The organism is Weissella sagaensis (assembly GCF_005405285.1).
Classification (GTDB): Bacteria; Bacillota; Bacilli; order Lactobacillales; family Lactobacillaceae; genus Weissella; species Weissella sagaensis.
Genome location: NZ_BJDT01000001.1, coordinates 186,080 through 204,652, shown reverse-complemented (window position 1 = coordinate 204,652; position 18,573 = coordinate 186,080). Strand labels below are relative to the sequence as shown.

Annotated in this window: 16 protein-coding genes and 4 tRNA genes; 4 read left to right on the top strand and 16 right to left on the bottom strand. The window is 36.8% G+C overall.

Going from position 1 to position 18,573, the window contains the following annotated elements:
• Positions 1-15: 15 nt before the first annotated feature.
• From FFM55_RS00995 to FFM55_RS00940, 12 genes are all read right to left on the bottom strand, one after another.
• On the bottom strand, positions 16-1,356 hold the full coding sequence (locus tag FFM55_RS00995; protein ID WP_042492040.1) for an MATE family efflux transporter: 1,341 nt from the start codon (positions 1,354-1,356) through the stop codon (positions 16-18).
• 162 nt (positions 1,357-1,518) lie between these two features.
• The gene (locus tag FFM55_RS00990) at positions 1,519-2,889 is read right to left on the bottom strand and encodes a sugar porter family MFS transporter (RefSeq protein ID WP_042492041.1); all 1,371 of its coding nucleotides are present in this window, start codon (positions 2,887-2,889) and stop codon (positions 1,519-1,521) included.
• Positions 2,890-3,212: 323 nt separating this feature from the next.
• Positions 3,213-4,844 carry an ABC-F family ATP-binding cassette domain-containing protein gene (locus FFM55_RS00985; protein WP_137600372.1) on the bottom strand — a complete coding sequence of 544 codons (1,632 nt, stop codon included), beginning with the start codon at positions 4,842-4,844 and terminating at the stop codon, positions 3,213-3,215.
• Between the two features lie 139 nt (positions 4,845-4,983).
• On the bottom strand, positions 4,984-5,766 hold the full coding sequence (locus tag FFM55_RS00980) for a metal ABC transporter permease (protein ID WP_042492043.1): 783 nt from the start codon (positions 5,764-5,766) through the stop codon (positions 4,984-4,986).
• Complete coding sequence (locus FFM55_RS00975) at positions 5,759-6,451, bottom strand: metal ABC transporter ATP-binding protein (RefSeq protein ID WP_042492046.1); 693 nt, start codon at positions 6,449-6,451, stop codon at positions 5,759-5,761. Before FFM55_RS00975 ends, FFM55_RS00980 begins: the two co-directional genes overlap by 8 nt.
• A complete protein-coding gene (locus FFM55_RS00970) occupies positions 6,448-7,368 on the bottom strand; it encodes a metal ABC transporter solute-binding protein, Zn/Mn family (protein ID WP_137600371.1) in 921 nt (306 codons plus the stop codon). Before FFM55_RS00970 ends, FFM55_RS00975 begins: the two co-directional genes overlap by 4 nt.
• Positions 7,365-7,826: a MarR family winged helix-turn-helix transcriptional regulator gene (locus tag FFM55_RS00965; RefSeq protein ID WP_042492049.1), complete on the bottom strand. Its 462-nt coding sequence runs from the start codon at positions 7,824-7,826 to the stop codon at positions 7,365-7,367. Before FFM55_RS00965 ends, FFM55_RS00970 begins: the two co-directional genes overlap by 4 nt.
• A 135-nt stretch (positions 7,827-7,961) precedes the next feature.
• Entirely contained in the window at positions 7,962-9,848 is a 1,887-nt protein-coding gene (locus FFM55_RS00960; protein ID WP_137600370.1) for an acyltransferase family protein, read from the bottom strand.
• A gap of 81 nt (positions 9,849-9,929) precedes the next feature.
• On the bottom strand, positions 9,930-10,676 hold the full coding sequence (locus FFM55_RS00955) for a DUF975 family protein (RefSeq protein WP_042492055.1): 747 nt from the start codon (positions 10,674-10,676) through the stop codon (positions 9,930-9,932).
• Between the two features lie 195 nt (positions 10,677-10,871).
• A tRNA-Gln gene (locus FFM55_RS00950) sits at positions 10,872-10,944 on the bottom strand.
• Positions 10,945-10,953: 9 nt separating this feature from the next.
• Positions 10,954-11,036 (bottom strand) — tRNA-Tyr (locus FFM55_RS00945).
• Positions 11,037-11,175: 139 nt separating this feature from the next.
• Positions 11,176-12,621, bottom strand: a complete 1,446-nt coding sequence (locus tag FFM55_RS00940; RefSeq protein WP_042492056.1) for a peptide MFS transporter — start codon at positions 12,619-12,621, stop codon at positions 11,176-11,178.
• A gap of 170 nt (positions 12,622-12,791) precedes the next feature.
• On the opposite strand from FFM55_RS00940, the gene FFM55_RS00935 reads away from it, so the two are divergent.
• From FFM55_RS00935 to FFM55_RS00925, 3 genes are all read left to right on the top strand, one after another.
• Positions 12,792-13,619 (top strand): metallophosphoesterase, encoded by an 828-nt coding sequence (locus FFM55_RS00935; protein ID WP_042492058.1) that lies wholly within the window; start codon positions 12,792-12,794, stop codon positions 13,617-13,619.
• 55 nt (positions 13,620-13,674) lie between these two features.
• A tRNA-Tyr gene (locus tag FFM55_RS00930) sits at positions 13,675-13,757 on the top strand.
• 9 nt (positions 13,758-13,766) lie between these two features.
• A tRNA-Gln gene (locus FFM55_RS00925) sits at positions 13,767-13,839 on the top strand.
• A gap of 119 nt (positions 13,840-13,958) precedes the next feature.
• On the opposite strand, the gene FFM55_RS00920 is transcribed toward FFM55_RS00925, so the two are convergent.
• Entirely contained in the window at positions 13,959-15,185 is a 1,227-nt protein-coding gene (locus FFM55_RS00920; protein ID WP_042492060.1) for an MFS transporter, read from the bottom strand.
• Between the two features lie 198 nt (positions 15,186-15,383).
• On the opposite strand from FFM55_RS00920, the gene FFM55_RS00915 reads away from it, so the two are divergent.
• Positions 15,384-15,902, top strand: a complete 519-nt coding sequence (locus FFM55_RS00915) for a DUF1836 domain-containing protein (RefSeq protein WP_228179968.1) — start codon at positions 15,384-15,386, stop codon at positions 15,900-15,902.
• Positions 15,903-16,023: 121 nt separating this feature from the next.
• Here the strand turns inward: FFM55_RS00915 and FFM55_RS00910 are convergent, their stop codons facing one another.
• Genes FFM55_RS00910 through FFM55_RS00900 form a run of 3 tightly spaced genes read right to left on the bottom strand, consistent with a single transcriptional unit; the run spans position 16,024 to position 18,570 of the window.
• Positions 16,024-16,719: a phosphatase PAP2 family protein gene (locus tag FFM55_RS00910; protein ID WP_042492063.1), complete on the bottom strand. Its 696-nt coding sequence runs from the start codon at positions 16,717-16,719 to the stop codon at positions 16,024-16,026.
• Between the two features lie 30 nt (positions 16,720-16,749).
• Positions 16,750-17,862: a sensor histidine kinase gene (locus FFM55_RS00905; RefSeq protein ID WP_042492065.1), complete on the bottom strand. Its 1,113-nt coding sequence runs from the start codon at positions 17,860-17,862 to the stop codon at positions 16,750-16,752.
• 18 nt (positions 17,863-17,880) lie between these two features.
• Positions 17,881-18,570, bottom strand: coding sequence for a response regulator (locus FFM55_RS00900; RefSeq protein ID WP_042492066.1), 690 nt, complete (start codon positions 18,568-18,570; stop codon positions 17,881-17,883).
• Positions 18,571-18,573 lie beyond the last annotated feature (3 nt).

Below are 18,573 nucleotides of genomic sequence, written 5' to 3'. Positions count from 1 at the left end.
GTTTATTTATCCTGATCAAGCTGCACTTTTCATGCCTCTTAATTTTTTAACCATACGACGCCATGCCGGAATCAAGAATAATAATGATCCTAACCATGCTAATGGATTAGCTAAGCTAGCTCCGAAGAAGCCAAACCAAGCTACTAATGAAAAGGCAGTAACTGAACGCATAACCATTTCACCCATACCAGCATAAGTTGGTGTTCGTACATCCCCTAATCCTTGCAATGTATAACGCAAAATGAATAATGTACTTAAAATAAAGTAGAATGGTCCATTTGCCCAGAAAAACTCTTGCGCCAAATTCATCACTTCATGTTGCCCAGCACCGACGAATAACGTAACCAATTGACGACCGAAGATAACTTCGATTGCACCAAGGACAAAACTCAAACTAATTGAAATTGTTAGCGACTTTTTAACACCTTCTAGAATACGATCATACTTACCAGCACCAAAGTTTTGCGCCGTATAAGTAGCCATTGCAACCCCAATTGACATCAAAAGTTGCGTACTAATTTGATCAACCTTAGAAGCCGCCGTATTCGCAGCAACAGCATCCGTTCCTAATGTATTAACAGCGGTTGCTAATGTTACCGCTCCAATCGCAATAATTGATTGCTGGAATCCCATTGGTAGCCCAGCCAACAAATGTTTTTTCAAATCACCCGCTGGTAATTTAAAATCCGACCAACTAAGCCTTAATGTATCGTTATATTTTGTAATATGCCAATGTGAAATGGCAACTGAGACGAATTGCGCAAACACCGTTGCTGTTGCTGCCCCTTCAACACCCCAATGGAATTTTAGAATCAACAATAGTTCTAATGTCACGTTAACAATCATACCTATAATTAGGTAATATAACGGCGCTTTACTATCTCCCACCGCACGCATCGCATTTGAGATGACATTATATCCCATTGTCATAATGGTTCCAGCCAAAATAATACCAATAAAGAGCTTAGCTTCATCATAAATTGCAGCCGGCATTTGCATCACGTTTAGTAAGGTGTCTAAAAATACCAAACTAACGACAGTTAGAATAATCGACATGATTACCCCAGCAATGATACTAGTTGCATATGACTCTCGTACACCACGTACATCTTGTGCACCAAATCGTTGCGCCGTAATAATCGCCATTCCAGAACTAAATCCTTGTACGAAACCCATAATTAAAAATTGAATGCTTCCTGTTGCACCAACTGCAGCCAATGAATTAACACCTAATGTCTGCCCAACAATCAGCGTATCAGAAATATTGTACAGTTGCTGTACCATGTTCCCTATCATCAGCGGGATGGCAAACATCAGGATAACTTTAGTGGGTTTTCCACTTGTTAGATCTTGCATATTCACTACTCCTCACTTACTAAACTCACATTAACATTAGGTTAAAGTATAGAATAATTATCGATTGTTTGTCTATTAATAAATCTACTTCTTACAATTAACTTTAGTTTAACCACAAAAAAACTCAGTATAATTTCTATACTGAGTTAAACTTACAATCAATTATTTTGCGTTCTTTTCTGCACCTAGCTTTTCGATTTCTTCTAATGAATGTCCGCGTGTTTCTGGAACACGTAACATAATGAACAAAACGGCCGCTAAACAGATAACACCAAAGATAGCAAATACTGCTTCTTGTGACATTGCAGCTGTCATAATTGGGAAAACCAAGGCAACAATAAATGATCCTACCCAGTTCATTGATGATGCTAATCCTGATGCACGGCCACGAATTGCCAATGGGAAGATTTCACCAACCAATACCCATGTCAATGGTGCCCAAGTAAAGGCATAAAAGGCAACGAATATACACAAGAATACAACAATCATCATTGGGTTTGTATCCATAAACATGTTAATAATTGTTGGTAGGATGAATGAAAGTCCCATCACAGTACCACCTAAAATTAACAAGTGACGACGGTTAAACTTTTCGGCAATTGCCATATAGAATAGCGCACCTAATACCAAGATAACCCCATTAACAACTGGCCAAAGTAGTGCATCTGCAGCTGCTTGTCCGGTTGCATTTTCAACAATCAAAGGAATGTAGTAAAAGATTGCATTAGCTCCCATGAATTGCTGGAAGAAAGCAACTGTCACACCTGCAATAACGAGGTAACGGTAACGTCCTTCTAACAAAGATCCCCAAGTTGTAGACTTTTCAGCTTTTTGCTCGACTTCAGCTGTTTCTGTAATTGCTGCCATTTCAGCATCAATTTCCTCTGGCTTACGAATCCAAGACAAAACTTGGCGTGCTTCGTCAGTCTTTCCCGTCTTGATTAAGAAACGTGGTGATTCTGGCAAACGTAATACCCCTAAAAATAGGATCAAAGCAGGAACTGCAGCTAGTGCCAACATCAAACGCCATGCCCAATGTTCGGGCAAACCTTTAAGCAAGAAGTCCATAATATAAGAAATTAACATTCCAGAAACAATCATCAATTGATTAATTCCTGAAAGACTACCACGACGATCAGCTGGTGACATTTCAGACATATAAGCAGGGACCAAAGCTGAAGCTGCCCCAACTGCAATTCCCAAAATAACTCGGGTGAAAATTAGATAACCAACTGCATTATGTGGCGAAACTCCAGCCAATACAGATCCAATCATAAATAGAATAGCTGAATAAAGAACCATCTTACGACGTCCCAAACGATCAGATAATTGTCCAGCAATAGCACCACCAAAGATAGCACCTAACATCAATGATGATGTAATCCAACCAGTAACACCACCACCAGACAAGTTCCAATCACTTTGTAAGAATGGCAACGCACCAGTCATAACACCAATATCGTATCCAAATAAGATACCTCCAAAGGCTCCAAAGAAGTAAATAAATTTACTAGAAATTTTCTTCTCAGACATGAAATAATCCCTCCAACACCATGTATCCCCTACATGATTATAAATAAACATTGAAATTGATTACTTATTTTTAATGAGCTAATGCTTAAATATCAGCATTCATTTAACTCAAATTATCACAAAAATTGTAATCGCTTTCATCAACGGTTTTTATTATAGCATGTTGTACGGACAAATTAAAAGAATTTTATTTTAAACATACAAATTTTTTATCTTTTTATCTTTATTTCACTATAAATCATCAATTTATCCACACTAAAAAAGCCAAGCTATAAACGTTTTTCTCGTTTACTGCTTGGCTTTTTAATTTATTTTACTAATGTTTACAATACAATATTTTTAGCAGCCAGTTGCTTTTGCACTTCTGGGTGAGCCATAAATTCATCATACGTTGTTTCAGCACGGTCAATTGCACCTTGGTCTGAAACCACAATAACATGATCAGCAATTGTTTGACCAAATGTACGGTCATGTGATGTAAAGATTAACCCACCTTGGAAGTTAATCAAGCCATCATTCAATGATGTAATTGATTCCAAATCCAAGTGGTTGGTAGGATCATCCAAGATTAGAACGTTGGCTTTGGTTAGCATCAACTTTGATAGCATCACGCGAACCTTCTCACCACCTGAAAGGACATCCAATGTCTTTTCGGCATCTTCACCCTTGAATAACATACGACCTAGTAAACCACGTAGGAAAGTATTATCACTTTCTTCCTTTGAGGCAAAATCGCGTAGGTAGTCCAAAATAGGACGTTCTGGGTTAGGGAAGTTAGTTGCCATATCCTTAGCTAAGTAGTCTTGTGTTGTCGTAACACCCCAAGTAACCTTACCAGCATCTGGTTTCACCTTACCTGCAATAATATCCAAAATCATCGTTGAAGCCACGTCATTTTCAGCCATAATCAATGCTTTTTCATTGGGGTTAACTGTAAATGTGACATTATCTAAAATCTTTACACCATCAATACTTTTTGAGACACCTTCAACACGCAACATGTCATTACCCATTTCACGTAAAATCTCAAAATTAATGTATGGGTACTTACGTGATGATGGTTGAATATCATCAAGTGTAATTTTATCTAGCTGCTTCTTACGTGAAGTAGCTTGCTTTGACTTTGATGCGTTAGCAGAGAAACGTGCAATAAAGTCTTGCAACTCTTTAATCTGTTCCTCTTTTTTAGCATTAGCTTGTGATTGTAAACGTTGTGCTAATTCAGAAGATTGCTTCCAAAAATCATAGTTACCAACGAATAACTTAATTTTACCAAAGTCAACATCTAAGATCATTGTTGAAACGGCATTTAAGAAATGACGGTCGTGGGAAACAACCAACACAGTATTTTGATAATCAGCCAAGAAGTCTTCCAACCAAGCAATTGTCTTGGTATCTAAACCGTTAGTAGGCTCATCCAAAATCAAAATATCCGGATTACCAAACAAGGCTTGTGCTAGTAAAACCTTAACTTTGGTAACTTCAGGTAGGTCTGACATGAGTGTTTGGTGTTGTGATTCAGGAATACCAATATTTTGTAATAGTTGGCTGGCTTCGATTTCAGCTGTCCAACCATCTAATTCTTCAAAACGTGCTGATAATTCACCAACACGGATGCCATCTTCATCAGTAAATGGATCATGTAAGTAAATGCCATCCATCTCATTTTTAACATCATAAAGTTCTTTATGCCCTTGCATAACAGTGTCTAAGACTGTGTATTGATCAAACGCAAAGTGGTCTTGTACCAATGATGACATACGCTCATTAGTATCCATTGAAACATTACCCGTCGTGGGTTGTAATTTACCTTCCAAAACCTTCAAGAAAGTTGACTTACCTGCACCATTTGCTCCGATAATGCCATAAGTATTACCTGGTGTAAATTTTAAATTCACATCATCGTACAATTTTTTACCAGTGAAAGCCACTGATACATTTGAAACTGTTAACATATTTGATCTCTTCTCCTACAAATTATTGCGCTATTTTATTCATCTATTATCATCTGCTTTAAACAAGCATACCAATTATAACTTTATCAAATGCCCTATTCATACGCAAGCTTAATGCCTGAATCAGCGTATTATTCGTCTACTTTTTCCGACTTAGACTGACAAAATAAATAATGGCTTCAATTAATGCAATGAAAAATGATACTGGGAGATCTAACCAAAATGACAACCCTAGTGCTAGCCAGACACCAACAACAGCAAATAAAATGGACAAACCAATAATTTGCCACACTGTTCGTCCCCATCTCATTGCCGAACTGGCTGGTAAAATCATTAAAATAAAAATTAATAACGAACCAACAACTTGTGCTGAAACAGCTACCGTTACAGCCATTAATCCTAAGAACAACACTTCGATTAATTGTAAGTTTTTTAAACTAAAACTTGCTGTCGTGTAATCAAAGGCAAAATGTCGAAGTGGTCGAAACATCAACAAAGTAACTAAAATGACTAAAATTGCTAATATTGCAACTTCTAAAACATCCCCTTTATTAATACTAAAAATTGAGCCAAATAAAATTCCCGTTGCTGCAGTAGCATTCTTGTCAGATAGCGATAAAAATGCAATCCCTAATCCGATTGCTACTGCACTCACAGCTGAAATAAGTGATTCTGAACGTTGTTCTTTAATCCCTAGTCCACCGACACTCATTGATGCAACAACGGAAAACAATAACATTCCTACCAAAGGTGACCAACTCATAAATAAGGCGAATGAGGCCCCTGCAAAACCAATCTCACTTAATGTGTGTGCCAAAAAAGACATACGACGCGCAACAATAAATGGACCAATTAATCCACTCATAATTGCAATTAACGTCCCTGCAATCAATGCATGTTGCATAAATGGAAAATTAAACAAGAATTTGTCCTCCTTCCTTTAATTTAGCAACATCCAATTGATCAATTTTTTCATATTCACTGCCGTGCTTTGTTAGTAATAAATATTCATCGGCATATTTTTTCATAATATCAATATCATGACTCACCATTATGACTGTTAATTGATATTGGTGTTGATAGTTTTTCACAACATCCATTAATGCGTACTTAGCCACATTATCTAAATTAGCCGTTGCTTCATCTAAAATTAAAATATCTGGATTTTGTACAAGCGCTTGAGCTAAATAAGCACGTTGCCGCTCACCACCAGATGCATTATCAATCCGTTGATCTGCAATCTCAGTTAAATTCGTAATTGCCAAAATCGCCGTTAATCGTTGTTTTTCCAATTTGGATAACCATGGTCGTAGTCCTTGATCAAAAGTTAAGGCAACAAAGTCACTCACTCGTAAAGGAAATGCCTGCATATCAGGACGATATTGCGGTACATACGCAATTTTTCGATTACTATCATCATGCCAGATAAACTCTCCGGTTGTTAACGGTACTTTACCTAACATTGCGCGAATCATCGTGGTTTTCCCCACGCCATTGTCACCAATTAGCGCCAAATTATGGCCTTGTTCTAGCCTAAAATTCACTTTTTGATAAAGCCACCGGTCATCAAATTTAATTCCGATATCCTTACCATCTAAAATAATCATTTCAATAACGCCTCATCTAATGCCTTCAATTGATTAATTTGCCAATCAATATACGTCGTGTCTGCCGGTTTTGTTTCACGAGCTTTGACAACAGGTACATGATGCGCTTTTGCATAATCTACCCCCTGCGTCGCTAATTTACCTGTAGATTGCGGATTATCAATTACCGCTGCAATCTGTCCTTGATCAATTAATTGATGCCATTGGCGGACATCAGTTGGTGTCGGATCATCACCTTCTTCAATTGCTTGGGCAAATTTGGTATCTTTCATATTTGCACCTAACGTTAATAACGTATTATCAAAAACTGGTTCAGTTGCTAATAAGTTTTTCCCATCAAGATGCTGTTTTACTCGCTTTTGCCAATCAATTAATTTATTAGCCTTTTTTTGATAAGCTTGGGCATTTTTTTCAAAATAAGCTTTTTTTGCTGGTAGTAATTGACCATATGTCGCAGCTAATTTTTGAGGCAACCGAGTTGTAATATCTGTTTTATACCAAAAATGTTCATTGCCGCCACCTTCACCATCTTTATAATGGTAAACATTGGCCAAGTTAATATGTTTTGCCTCATTATTTTGTTTAGCAAAATTTACACTCCAATTATCAAAACCACCACCGTTAGAAATAATCACATCTGCTGTGTCAAATTGTTTAGCCACACTAGCTGTTGGTTCATATTCATGTGGATCCATTGTCGGCTTATCAATCACACTCACAACACTGCCTGCGTTACCCAAAACAGCCTTCGCCATTTCACCATAACTATCCAAACTCGCCACCACTTGTATTTGATTCTTTTCCACTGGCTTAGTTGTCTGTTCCTTACGTTGCCAAACTTGATAAAAAACAATCCCTAATAAAATAATAACAATTAAAATCGGTACCCAAATAAAACGTTGTTTTTTCGATGTCATGATTTTCCCCCAGGCAAACGTTCTAATAATTGTGACAGAAAGTCACTAATAATTTGCTGCTCAGTTTCCGAAAAATTATCTAAAAGATTTTCATACTCTGCTAAAGTTTCCCGATGTCGCTGCGTGTGCGCTGAAGCCATCGCAATACCAAGAGTCGTTAGTGACCAGCGACTAACGCGATGATCTGCTTCATCTGGCACAACATTCACCATAGCCTCATCACGACTATATAAACTTTTCATGGCCTTCGTAACAGCGGCCCCTGATACATGTAGTGCCCGTGACAATTCAGAATTTGTTTGTGGTCCATTTTGTGCAAGCAACATTAATAAATGCCCCTGCGTCGTTGTAATATCTGTTTCATTAACGCCAATTAAAATTTCGCGCTGATTTTCAGAAGATAATTTTAAACGATTTAAAAAATTATCAACTTGATTTGCATATGAGTCATTTGTCATTACTCTCAATCTCCTTAACTGGTTAATTAACCAGTTAATAATAACACGTACTATTAGTTAGTGCAAGACAATAAAAAAGCAACATTCTCAAAACCATGAACGTTGCTTTTCTAAATAATTTATTTAATTTAAATCTTACTTATCAGTATCTTTATAGACATCTGCCATAATTTTAGCAATTAGGCTGGCGTATTGTAATGAACCCTCTTGATTAGGATGTACTTTGTCATCCCCTAACCAATCTGGATGATCTTTAACAAGCGCTGCCCAATCAATAATATGCAGATTCTTATACTGATTTTTTTGCTTAGACAAGAAACTATTATTCTTATCAACCCAGTCACGATTAGCAAAGCCATTAATCCAAAATACCTGGCGATCTTTACCAACAAGGTCCATCACTTTCTTAAAATCATTTTCACCAATGGTTCCATTTGTTCCAATAGAAATAATGACATTTTGTGACAACAGACCTTGGCTCTCGTAAGAGTCCAATATATCTGGAATTGAATATGCCTGCCGTCCAACGGTTGCATTAACCACAGTATTTGGCATAAGTTCTTGTAAATCAGGTGCCACATCAACCATAACAGAATCACCAACTGCAGTAACGCGTTGATCCCGTAATGCTGAAAATTGGTCAGCTGTCAAACTATATTTACTCATCAAATCGCGATCTGCTTGCGAAAGTGTCTTTGGATCAATCTTATGACTGTCTGCTTTCTTACTATTCGCTTTTTTAGCTTGCTCGACCACTTTTTTATTAGCCTGACTAATGCGATCCTTATTAGTATCTAATCGTTTCTCTAACGTGTTTTTAGGCTTAGCATGTGCGGTCTCTTGAGCAGATACTGCATAACCGGTCCCCAGTGTTAGCAACAAAGCAACGACAATAGTCATTTGTACGCTACGTTGTGCAACAAATGCTGTGTACCATGGTTTACTTTGTTTCATATGACGGAAAACATTTTCAACGTAGCGATAACTTAATTCAGCAAGTAATAAAACAATGATAATCTTCAAGCAATCCATCCAAAATGTATCATGCTGCTTTACTAATCGATCAAAAAACACAAACACCGGTAATTGATATAAGTAAATACTATATGACCGTTTTCCTAAATAATTAAAAAATTTATTATCCAATGCATGACTTAAAAATGAAGCCGGATGCGCTGTAATTGCAATTAAACTTGTCATAATTGCAGTCGCCACAAACATCAATCCCATGTAAGTCATACGCCACTCACCATTTAATCCAAAAAAGGTCACAATGGTTAACGTTAAGGCAATCGCACCTAAAGTATTTAGATTGCGTTTCACACGTGGTGACAAAACCTGTTTCATTCGTTTTGAAGGCCATCCAAATGCTAAGGCAGCACCAAATAACACGGCAAAGACACGGGTATCTGATCCATAATAGGCACGATTAATGTTCATTGGATCGTACAAAATCCCTAACAAAATGGCTGAAATACCTGCAACACCAATTAAAGTAAACCCAATTGAAATACGACGAATACGTAATCCTAACAATAACATCACAATAATTGGCCAAATTAAGTAAAATTGGCCTTCAATTGATAGCGACCATAAATGAGTAAATGGCGATAAACCACCCCAAGAATCAAAATATGAATCACCATTCTTGGTTGCCCAAATGTTGTAAAGATATAGCATATTACTACCAATAATTGCCCGTAAATTATAAAGCAAATCGCGGGCAAATAAAGCAATATAAGTTGCTGTACCAAACAACATTATGACCAGTGCCGGATACAAACGTTTAATTCGACGTTTGTAAAAAGCTAGCACATCAATCCGACCATTACGATCATATTCTTGTATTAATAAATCTGTAATTAAATACCCCGATAAAACAAAGAATAACGGTACGCCCATCCATCCACCAGGCAATGCGTCTGGCCATAAATGAAATATGATTACTCCAATAACAGCAATTGCTCTAAGCCCATCAAATCCCGTAATATAACGTGGCTTATTTGTAACATCTTGGCTCATTTTTTCTCTTCCTAAACACTTCTAAAATTATATAAAATTAAATCCCTTTAACTTCGTGATTTTTTATAAAACGGTTACCTCTTACAATTCATCATTTTCATCAAAATGCATTTTTGCTCGGCTAATTGGTTCATTATGACGTACAGCCAAGTAAAATTCGGCCATCGTTGCTTGATAATAAGGCACAACATAGAAACCAGCAATTCCGTAAGTGATTCCAACTAAGATCCACCATAAAATAAAACTAATCTGTAACCAGAAAAGCTTCATCCGGTAACCACGCATCATTTCTTCTGATTTTTTTAAATATGACGTAATTGAAGTAATTTCACGACCAGCTCGAACATCCTCTGCATATAATAGGGTTGCTTGTGAATATGAATATGTCTTAATAATACCTGGAATAATGAACAAACAAGTCCAAAGTAATGTAAAAATAAAACGAACCCCTAATAACACAACGACGTCAACAATCGTTTTTGACTTCAAAAACTTTAGTCCCACTTTGACAGGTTGTTCTGGTGCTTTTTTACGTCGATGCCATTCAACAAAACCAAAAGTGACACCCAATGTAAAAATACCAACTAATACTTCAGCTAGAATGCTGGTCGTTAACACTTGCAGCCCCAACGCAAACGTTTTGGAAGCCACCCCACTCATCGATTGAATATCCTCAGGATTAATATTTCCTGATGGCTCTAAATTTTCACGTACTGATGATATAACTTGCCAAATAACTAAAATAATCGATAGTTTGAGTGCTGTCCCAAAATTTTCACCACTAACGTATGTTTTCGCTTGCTTTTTTAAATCATAATTAGTAAACATAAATCACCTTTCTTAAATTATATTCATTAAAGTTTAACATATTACAATCATCATTTATGGTGATATATTAAACATCTGCGTCAATAGCATATCTCTCAATTATACGATTAAAAACCAATTTTTACTAATGATGAAATCATAATAAATAAAACAAAAAAGGCCAACAAGCGTAATCGCTCATTGACCCTTTGTTAGCTGGGATAGCTGGATTCGAACCAGCGAATACACGGTACCAAAAACCGATGCCTTACCACTTGGCCATATCCCAATAATGAAATGGGGGCTATAGGATTCGAACCTATGAACCCGAAGGAATGGATTTACAGTCCACCGCGTTTGACCGGACTTCGCTAAACCCCCATATATAACTGTCTGACATTAATGCCCCTGACAACTCTTATATCATACCAAGTAGAAATACATATTGCAAGCATTTTTTTAAAATTATTTTTCACATTAAAAAACAGCCTATACAAATGTATAAGCTGTTTAAAATTTTTTATTGTATACCAGCCATCAATCGCTTAATACGTGGTACTAAGAAAATTAATAGAATACCAAGTACAACTGAAGCTATTCCGAACCATGTAAAGTAAGCAACTTCATTATCTGCTGAATACAAAGTAACTAACTGAGCGTTCAATGCTGAACCAGCTGAAGATGCCAAGAACCACATTGACATCATTTGTGACATAAATGCTTTTGGTGCTAGTTTAGTCGTTACTGACAAACCAACTGGTGAAATCAACATTTCACCAATGATAACCAAAGCCCATGAACCAACTAACCATAATGGTGAAACATGACCATCAGTACCAAACAAAGTACCAGGTACTGCCATCAATAAGAATGACGCACCAGCAAACATCAAACCAACAGCGAACTTCATTGGTGAAGATGGTTGATTTTTCTGCCACTTAACCCACAACCAAGCAAAGAATGGTGTGTATAGCATAATAAATAATGGATTTAATGATTGGAACCATGATGCTGGGAACCATGATGTATCTACTCGCTCAGCAGCAAACGTTGCCAAAACGATTGATCCTTGTTCTTCAATGGCCCAGAACAATACTGCGGCTAAGAATAATGGAATATATGAGAATACTCGTGAGCGTTCTTCCTTTGTTACCTTAGCTGAAGTTGTCATAACCACAAAATATGATACTGGCAACAAAATTGCAACAATTGTTAGTAAGTTAATATAGTTTTGCAAACTATTCCAACCCATCAAGTTCATCAAAATAACAACTAAGATGAAGAAAACAACACCTAGGATAGTCTTTAAAATCAAAGGCTTAACTTCTTCTTCTTGTAATGGATCAGGGGCATAGTTTGAATCTTCGTGAAGGTGCTTACCACCGAAATGATATTGTACCAACCCAAAGAACATACCAATAGCGGCCAATGAGAATCCGGCATGGAACCCAATATTTTCTTGTGTCCAACCAACTAATAATGGCGAAATAAATGAACCCAAGTTAATTCCGAACACAAAAATTGAGAATCCTGAATCACGTGATTTATCATTGTCATCATATAATGATCCGACCATTGATGAAACGTTAGGCTTTAATAATCCAGTTCCAAGAACAATTAGTACCATTGAGACGAACATTGCAACCGCACCAAATGGCAACGCTAATGCAATGTGACCAAACATGATCAATACACCACCCCAAAATACTGTTCGTCGTTGTCCTAATATACGATCAGCAATGAAACCACCAACAACTCCTGATAGATAAACCATTGATGCATAAATGGCCATAATTGATGCAGCTGTAGCCTTAGTAATATTTAAATCACCAGTACTAATTAAATGCCACATGTAATATAGCAAGATGGCTTTCATACCATAGTAACTGAAACGTTCCCACATTTCGGTCATAAATAATGTTTTTAGACCGTATGGTTGTCCCAGGAATTTCTTTTCCGTTTTCATGAAAAAAGCTCCTTATTCAAATTCTGTTTTCTACTCTGGACAATCTAATGTCACTTGTTAAATTTTACTCGCAAATGTAACTTTCGACAAGGATGTTTTCATTTTACATTAACTTTTTGCCCCTTTTGTTATAATAAGATTATGATATTGTGTGAAAAAGAGGTAGTAACATGACTAAAATTATCGTGTCCAGTGATAATCATTTTGACGTTAACAAACAAGATGTTGCCCAATCATTACATCAACAAGCAACAGCATTGCATCAATTACAACCTGATTATTATTTAATTGCTGGTGATTTATTCAACGATTTTGAAAAATCACTGCATTATGTCCATGATTTACAAAATGCGCTTGGCCAAAAAACCAAAGTGCTCTTTATTGCGGGTAACCATGATATGGGACGTAATATTTCATTTAATGAATTAGAAACAGCATTAGATCCCCTCTACTTACATAATCAATACCTTGATATCCCCAATTCTAATTGGCGCATCATTGGTCATAACGGCTGGTATGATTATAGTTTTACACCACTACTTGATCCAGCCGCAATCGTTCGTTTCCGTTCTGGATTTTATTATGATCGTGTCATTGATCAACCGATGAGTGACATTGAGCGTATGGCATTAGGACATACTCAGATGCATCAATTATTAGATGATGCGCTAAACGCCCATAAACAAGTCATTTTTTTCACACATTTTTCACCTATTAATGATGAACTATACTATCCTGATCCAAGTTCACGTTGGGCCATGGTTAATGGTGTCTTGGGGTCAACGAAAACAGGTCTGTTACTGGCTGAATATCCGAATGTGCAACACGTTTTTTACGGTCATGTTCATATAACAGTCCCGCCCCGCCAAAAAAAGGGACTAACATACTATAATGCTAGTGTTGGTTATAATCGTCATCACTTACAAGAATGGACTGCCGATAACTTTTATCAAAGTTGGCTAAATAAACTTATTCAAATAGTGTTGACAAATAAATAATAATTCTGTATAGTATATATTCGTTGAGGTGATACTAAGTATTACTTAAATATATGGGGGTTTAGCGAAGTCTGGTTAAACGCGGTGGACTGTAAATCCATTCCTTCGGGTTCATAGGTTCGAATCCTATAGCCCCCATTTCATCATTGGGATATGGCCAAGTGGTAAGGCATCGGTTTTTGGTACCGTGTATTCGCTGGTTCGAATCCAGCTATCCCAGCTAATAAAGGGTCAATGAGCGATTACGCTTGTTGGCTTTTTTTGTTTTACATAAAAAAACAGTAAATCACCCTATTATTGGTAATTTACTGTTTTTAAATAATATTTATTCTAGTATGATTAATTGTCAAAACGCGCTGGCATCTTAGAGGCTTTCATAATTGTTACAATCGCAATAAATGTTCCAATCATCAACGCACCCGCCATTCCTAAATCATTCGTAAACTGAGATAGTGATACCATTGAACCGGCTACAATATTACCGACCGGCCGTGTTGCTGCAAATGCGCCCGAATAAGCCCCTATTTTAGCTGGATTCATCATATCAGCACGCATTGTCTGACTTGATGGTACATTTATAATTTCTCCTAACGTAAAGACAACCGTCACAATAATTAGCGGCCAAAAATCATGCAATAGGAATGATATTGCAAAACCAAACCCTTGCAAAAAAGTCCCAAATGCAAAGCTCCGACGTAATGCCCATCTGTTTGTAAAACGATTAATATAATTCATTACTAATACAATTAAAATTGTATTAATAACCAACATGAACGACAGCATACGTTGACCATAAAAATGAATGCCCATAAAAGTATAATCATTAAATGATTTCGTTAAATGTGCTGCCAAATAAAAATCAGGTTGCGAGTAAATCACTACCGAAAAAATCGACCCGAACATAAATAACACATAACGTTTATCAGATAAAACTTGCCCATACGATTTCACGGCGCTCCACACAGACGAATTAGCTTGTATATGGTTCATATCTAATGTTTCTGCCATACCGAATTTAATAATAAATGCATTAATAAAACCAACTACCACTGATCCCATTAATAATTCAAATAGGTAGTCTCTAAAGAACCACCCACCAATTGCTGCACCAATCATAACGCCAATATTAAGCACCCAATAAATCAACGCATATACAAATTTTCGATTAGCAATCGTAGAAGCATCAATCATCATTGCCTGTTCTGCCGGATCTGCAAAGGAAGCACCAACTGACGCTAATAAAAAGCCCACAAATGTGACATATGGATTTGTATACCAAGGTGCATTCATAAACATCGCTAGCCCATAGCCGATGATAATCAATGCTGAACCAGTTAACATGGTCCTCTTTCGCCCCCAGACATCAGATAAATGACCGCCATACAAGCCGGCAATAAAGCCAGCTACTGATACAATCATCAGTAAAAGTCCTGAAATAAAAGCCCCAAAATATTGCACATAATAAATTGTCATATTTGGCCCAATCGAACTACCTAATAAGACCGTTAAAAAAACTGTTAACGTCCTTAACTTTAAATTACGATTCAGCGCCATAAATTCTTGCATACTCATTTACCTCCTATACTCAAAAATCAAATTGTTTCCATACTACCACAAGGCCGTTCTTCTTGTCCTAATTAATGTCACCTATTATAGTAGTAAAAGAATTATATAATAGTTTATACAATCGTGTTATTTAGTTTTACAGTCTAGATGTGGTATAATATTGCTTACACAGCAAATAATGAATTGAAGGTGACTAAAGTGACTGAAAACAACCTACAAAAAAATAACTTTGAGGATATTCTATTTCCACATTGGGATGATTTACCTAATTTTGATCTTTATATGGATCAAGTCGTTGAGTATATCAATGCCGTTCTAACACCGTTAGAATTACCTACGGTTACTTCAACAATGATTAATAATTATGTTAAAAAGAAGATGATTATTGCACCTGTAAAGAAGCGTTATCAAACACTCCAAATTGCTGATATTTTAATTATTTCATTATTAAAGCCCATTTTTTCACTAGATCAAATCCGTGCTGCTATTGATCAAATAACAGCTAATGACTATCCTAAAAATGCTTTTAATTCCTTTGTCGACACACTATTGGGTTACTTCAAAAACCCTACCAATATTCCCAGTGAGGGGGCATCCGTAGAAGCACAATTAATGCAATCAGCTGCAAATGTTCTCTTCCACAAGCTTGAAGCTGAAAAATTACTTGCCACACTACAACAAGAGCACCCCATCAAAGAAGTGCCAACAACAAAATAAATTTTTAACGCTGCCTCGTCTTGGCAAGCGTTTTTTATTTTTCAAATTTTTTATTACAACATAAAAGCCTGTTGGTCTAACATCTTTGTGTGTTAGACTAACAGGCTTTCTTGTTTTTATATTATATTTTTGACTTTTTGAAGATAGCTGCTTTTAACCAACCACTAACCATGCCATAAATAGCCATGGCAATACAGATCCAAAAAATACCTAAAACGACACCACTCAATACATCTGTTAGATGATGTGCACTGAAGTATATTCTTGAAAACAAAACACTAAACCAAAATAGTAAAACAATTGTATATGTCGAGATTTTTACCCAGGATTTCTTTAACATTGGTATGAAAATTAATACTAATGCCAAGCATACCAATGTTACACTAACCGCATGCCCACTGGGGAATGAAAAGCCATCATCAATTGGCAAATGCCCCTGTGGTCGTGGTCGCTCAATCACATTTTTCATCATGATGCCTAATAAACCACCTGTACCAACAACTGCCAAATACCATAGCGATAAAATATGGTAGCGTCTTATAAACAATACAATCGCGACGATAAAGGTAATAATCACCATGGTTTTCGCATCACCATACGTAGCACTAAACGTCATCCAACTATTAAATAGCCCATGTGCGTAGTCCATCTTTGGCAACCCAAATGACGTCTGAATCCATTGCGTCACACTATCATCAAAATGATTAATTAACGCACTATTAGACATCACCATGCTACTCATCACTAAAAACAGGATCAAACTAATGGTTGCCCAAATTAATTGGGTACCCTTAAATGCTATTTTATTATTTGTCATTGTTAAAACCCTTCCAGTTTATAATAAGTTTTAATCTTCTGACATCAGCGGCAAGTTAATAATAAAGCTTGTCAGCTCATCATCCGATTCAACTCTGACACGGCCACCATGTGCTTCAACTACACCATCAACAATTGCTAACCCAAGTCCAGTACCACCTGTTTTAACATTACGTGAACTTTCAACTCGATAAAATCTATCAAATAATCGCTCTAGTGACTCGTTTGGAATTTTAGCACCATTATTTGTCACGCGTACTTCAACTTCATTATCTTTAGCCAAAATTTTAGCTGTTAATCGAATAAAGGTCGCACCTTCACCGTATTTTAGCGCATTATTAATTAAATTCATAAAAACACGAGCCAGGCGATCTGGGTCCCCCATCATTTCAATAACAGTTGGCTTGGATACGACTGATATCACAACATTTTTTTCTTTGGCTTCTAATTCATAATTAACAGCTAATTGTTGCAGCATGGCTGCCAAATCCAATGGTGCCCAATGAAGCTTAAAATCAACTTGACGCACTTGCGTATAATCAAATAAATCTTCTACCAACGACTTCATTTGACCAGACTTATCATATGCTGTCTTCGCATATTTCATAATATCTTCATGACTAAGTTTTTGTTGGTCCTTATCATTAATAATCAAACCAAGATAACCTAAAATTGATGTTAATGGTGTTCGCAGGTCATGGGACACATTTGTCACCATCTCATCTTTAGAGCGTTCGATTGCATGTTCTTCCATAATCGCTTGCTGTGCTGCTTCATAAACATTATTAATGTTATTCACTAGCGGTTGAAAACGATGGCCAAAACGTTTCGCGGCTAAACCCGGACTTTTTGTATCGCCAACTTGTGGCACTAAATTATGAACGGCGGCAGTTAAATCATTTAACTTTGTTTGTTGATAGAACCGTCGCACCAAAAATAGCCAAAGTATTAATAAAACAATACTAATAACACTGACGAGTATTGGTAATTCTCGTGCAATTATATTGACCTCTGCCCATAAATTATGACTTTGCCAATGTGGTTGTAACAGCAACACAATGCCTAGTCCTGTGCATACAAAAAGCAGGGCAGAAACCACTGTCTTGACCGTTAATTCAAGCCAACTCAGTATTCTTAGCTTCATCCCCACTGCCTTCCTTTATTAGAGTACTTCGATTTTATAACCGACGCCCCAAACCGTTTGAACAACCTGATTGCCACCAGTAGCAGCTTCAAGTTTATCACGCAGGTGTGACACGTGTACCATAACTGTTTTGGCTGATACAACTGATTCTTGCTGCCAAACACGCTCAAAAATATCATCTGCACTAAACACACGATTAGGATGGGATGCTAACAAATATAAAATACCAAACTCAAGAGCCGTTAGATTAATATCTACGCCATCTGCAGTTTTTACCTCATGACTATCTTTATTAATTGTCAACGGACCAACATCTAACACTTCAGGCGTTGCCTGTGACAAGCCATTTTGCGCACGGCGCAATAACGCTCGGACACGCGCCATAACTTCTAATGGGTTAAACGGCTTTGTAACATAATCATCAGCACCCGTAATTAATCCTTGAATTTTATCCATTGCCCCTGATTTAGCAGATAATAGCAAAATTGGTACTGGATTATCCTTACGAACTTCTTTTAAAACTTCGGTTCCACTCATTTCAGGCATCATAATGTCCAAAATAATCAAACCAATATCTGGATTTGTGCGAATTCTAGTCATTGCTTCCTTACCATCGCTAGCAATTACCGGCTCGTAGCCTTCATTTTTAACGTAAATTTCTAGTAGTTCAGCAATTTCATGATCATCATCAACAATCAAAATTTTCATTAA

What these genes read in the sequence shown, in the direction of transcription:
- FFM55_RS00995 (WP_042492040.1), bottom strand. Translation starts at nt 1,356, where the DNA reads ATGCAAGATCTAACAAGTGGAAAACCCACTAAAGTTATCCTGATGTTT.
- FFM55_RS00990 (WP_042492041.1), bottom strand. Translation starts at nt 2,889, where the DNA reads ATGTCTGAGAAGAAAATTTCTAGTAAATTTATTTACTTCTTTGGAGCC.
- FFM55_RS00985 (WP_137600372.1), bottom strand. Translation starts at nt 4,844, where the DNA reads ATGTTAACAGTTTCAAATGTATCAGTGGCTTTCACTGGTAAAAAATTG.
- FFM55_RS00975 (WP_042492046.1), bottom strand. Translation starts at nt 6,451, where the DNA reads ATGATTATTTTAGATGGTAAGGATATCGGAATTAAATTTGATGACCGG.
- FFM55_RS00970 (WP_137600371.1), bottom strand. Translation starts at nt 7,368, where the DNA reads ATGACATCGAAAAAACAACGTTTTATTTGGGTACCGATTTTAATTGTT.
- FFM55_RS00965 (WP_042492049.1), bottom strand. Translation starts at nt 7,826, where the DNA reads ATGACAAATGACTCATATGCAAATCAAGTTGATAATTTTTTAAATCGT.
- FFM55_RS00960 (WP_137600370.1), bottom strand. Translation starts at nt 9,848, where the DNA reads ATGAGCCAAGATGTTACAAATAAGCCACGTTATATTACGGGATTTGAT.
- FFM55_RS00955 (WP_042492055.1), bottom strand. Translation starts at nt 10,676, where the DNA reads ATGTTTACTAATTATGATTTAAAAAAGCAAGCGAAAACATACGTTAGT.
- FFM55_RS00940 (WP_042492056.1), bottom strand. Translation starts at nt 12,621, where the DNA reads ATGAAAACGGAAAAGAAATTCCTGGGACAACCATACGGTCTAAAAACA.
- FFM55_RS00935 (WP_042492058.1), top strand. Translation starts at nt 12,792, where the DNA reads ATGACTAAAATTATCGTGTCCAGTGATAATCATTTTGACGTTAACAAA.
- FFM55_RS00920 (WP_042492060.1), bottom strand. Translation starts at nt 15,185, where the DNA reads ATGCAAGAATTTATGGCGCTGAATCGTAATTTAAAGTTAAGGACGTTA.
- FFM55_RS00910 (WP_042492063.1), bottom strand. Translation starts at nt 16,719, where the DNA reads ATGACAAATAATAAAATAGCATTTAAGGGTACCCAATTAATTTGGGCA.
- FFM55_RS00905 (WP_042492065.1), bottom strand. Translation starts at nt 17,862, where the DNA reads ATGAAGCTAAGAATACTGAGTTGGCTTGAATTAACGGTCAAGACAGTG.
- FFM55_RS00900 (WP_042492066.1), bottom strand. Translation starts at nt 18,570, where the DNA reads ATGAAAATTTTGATTGTTGATGATGATCATGAAATTGCTGAACTACTA.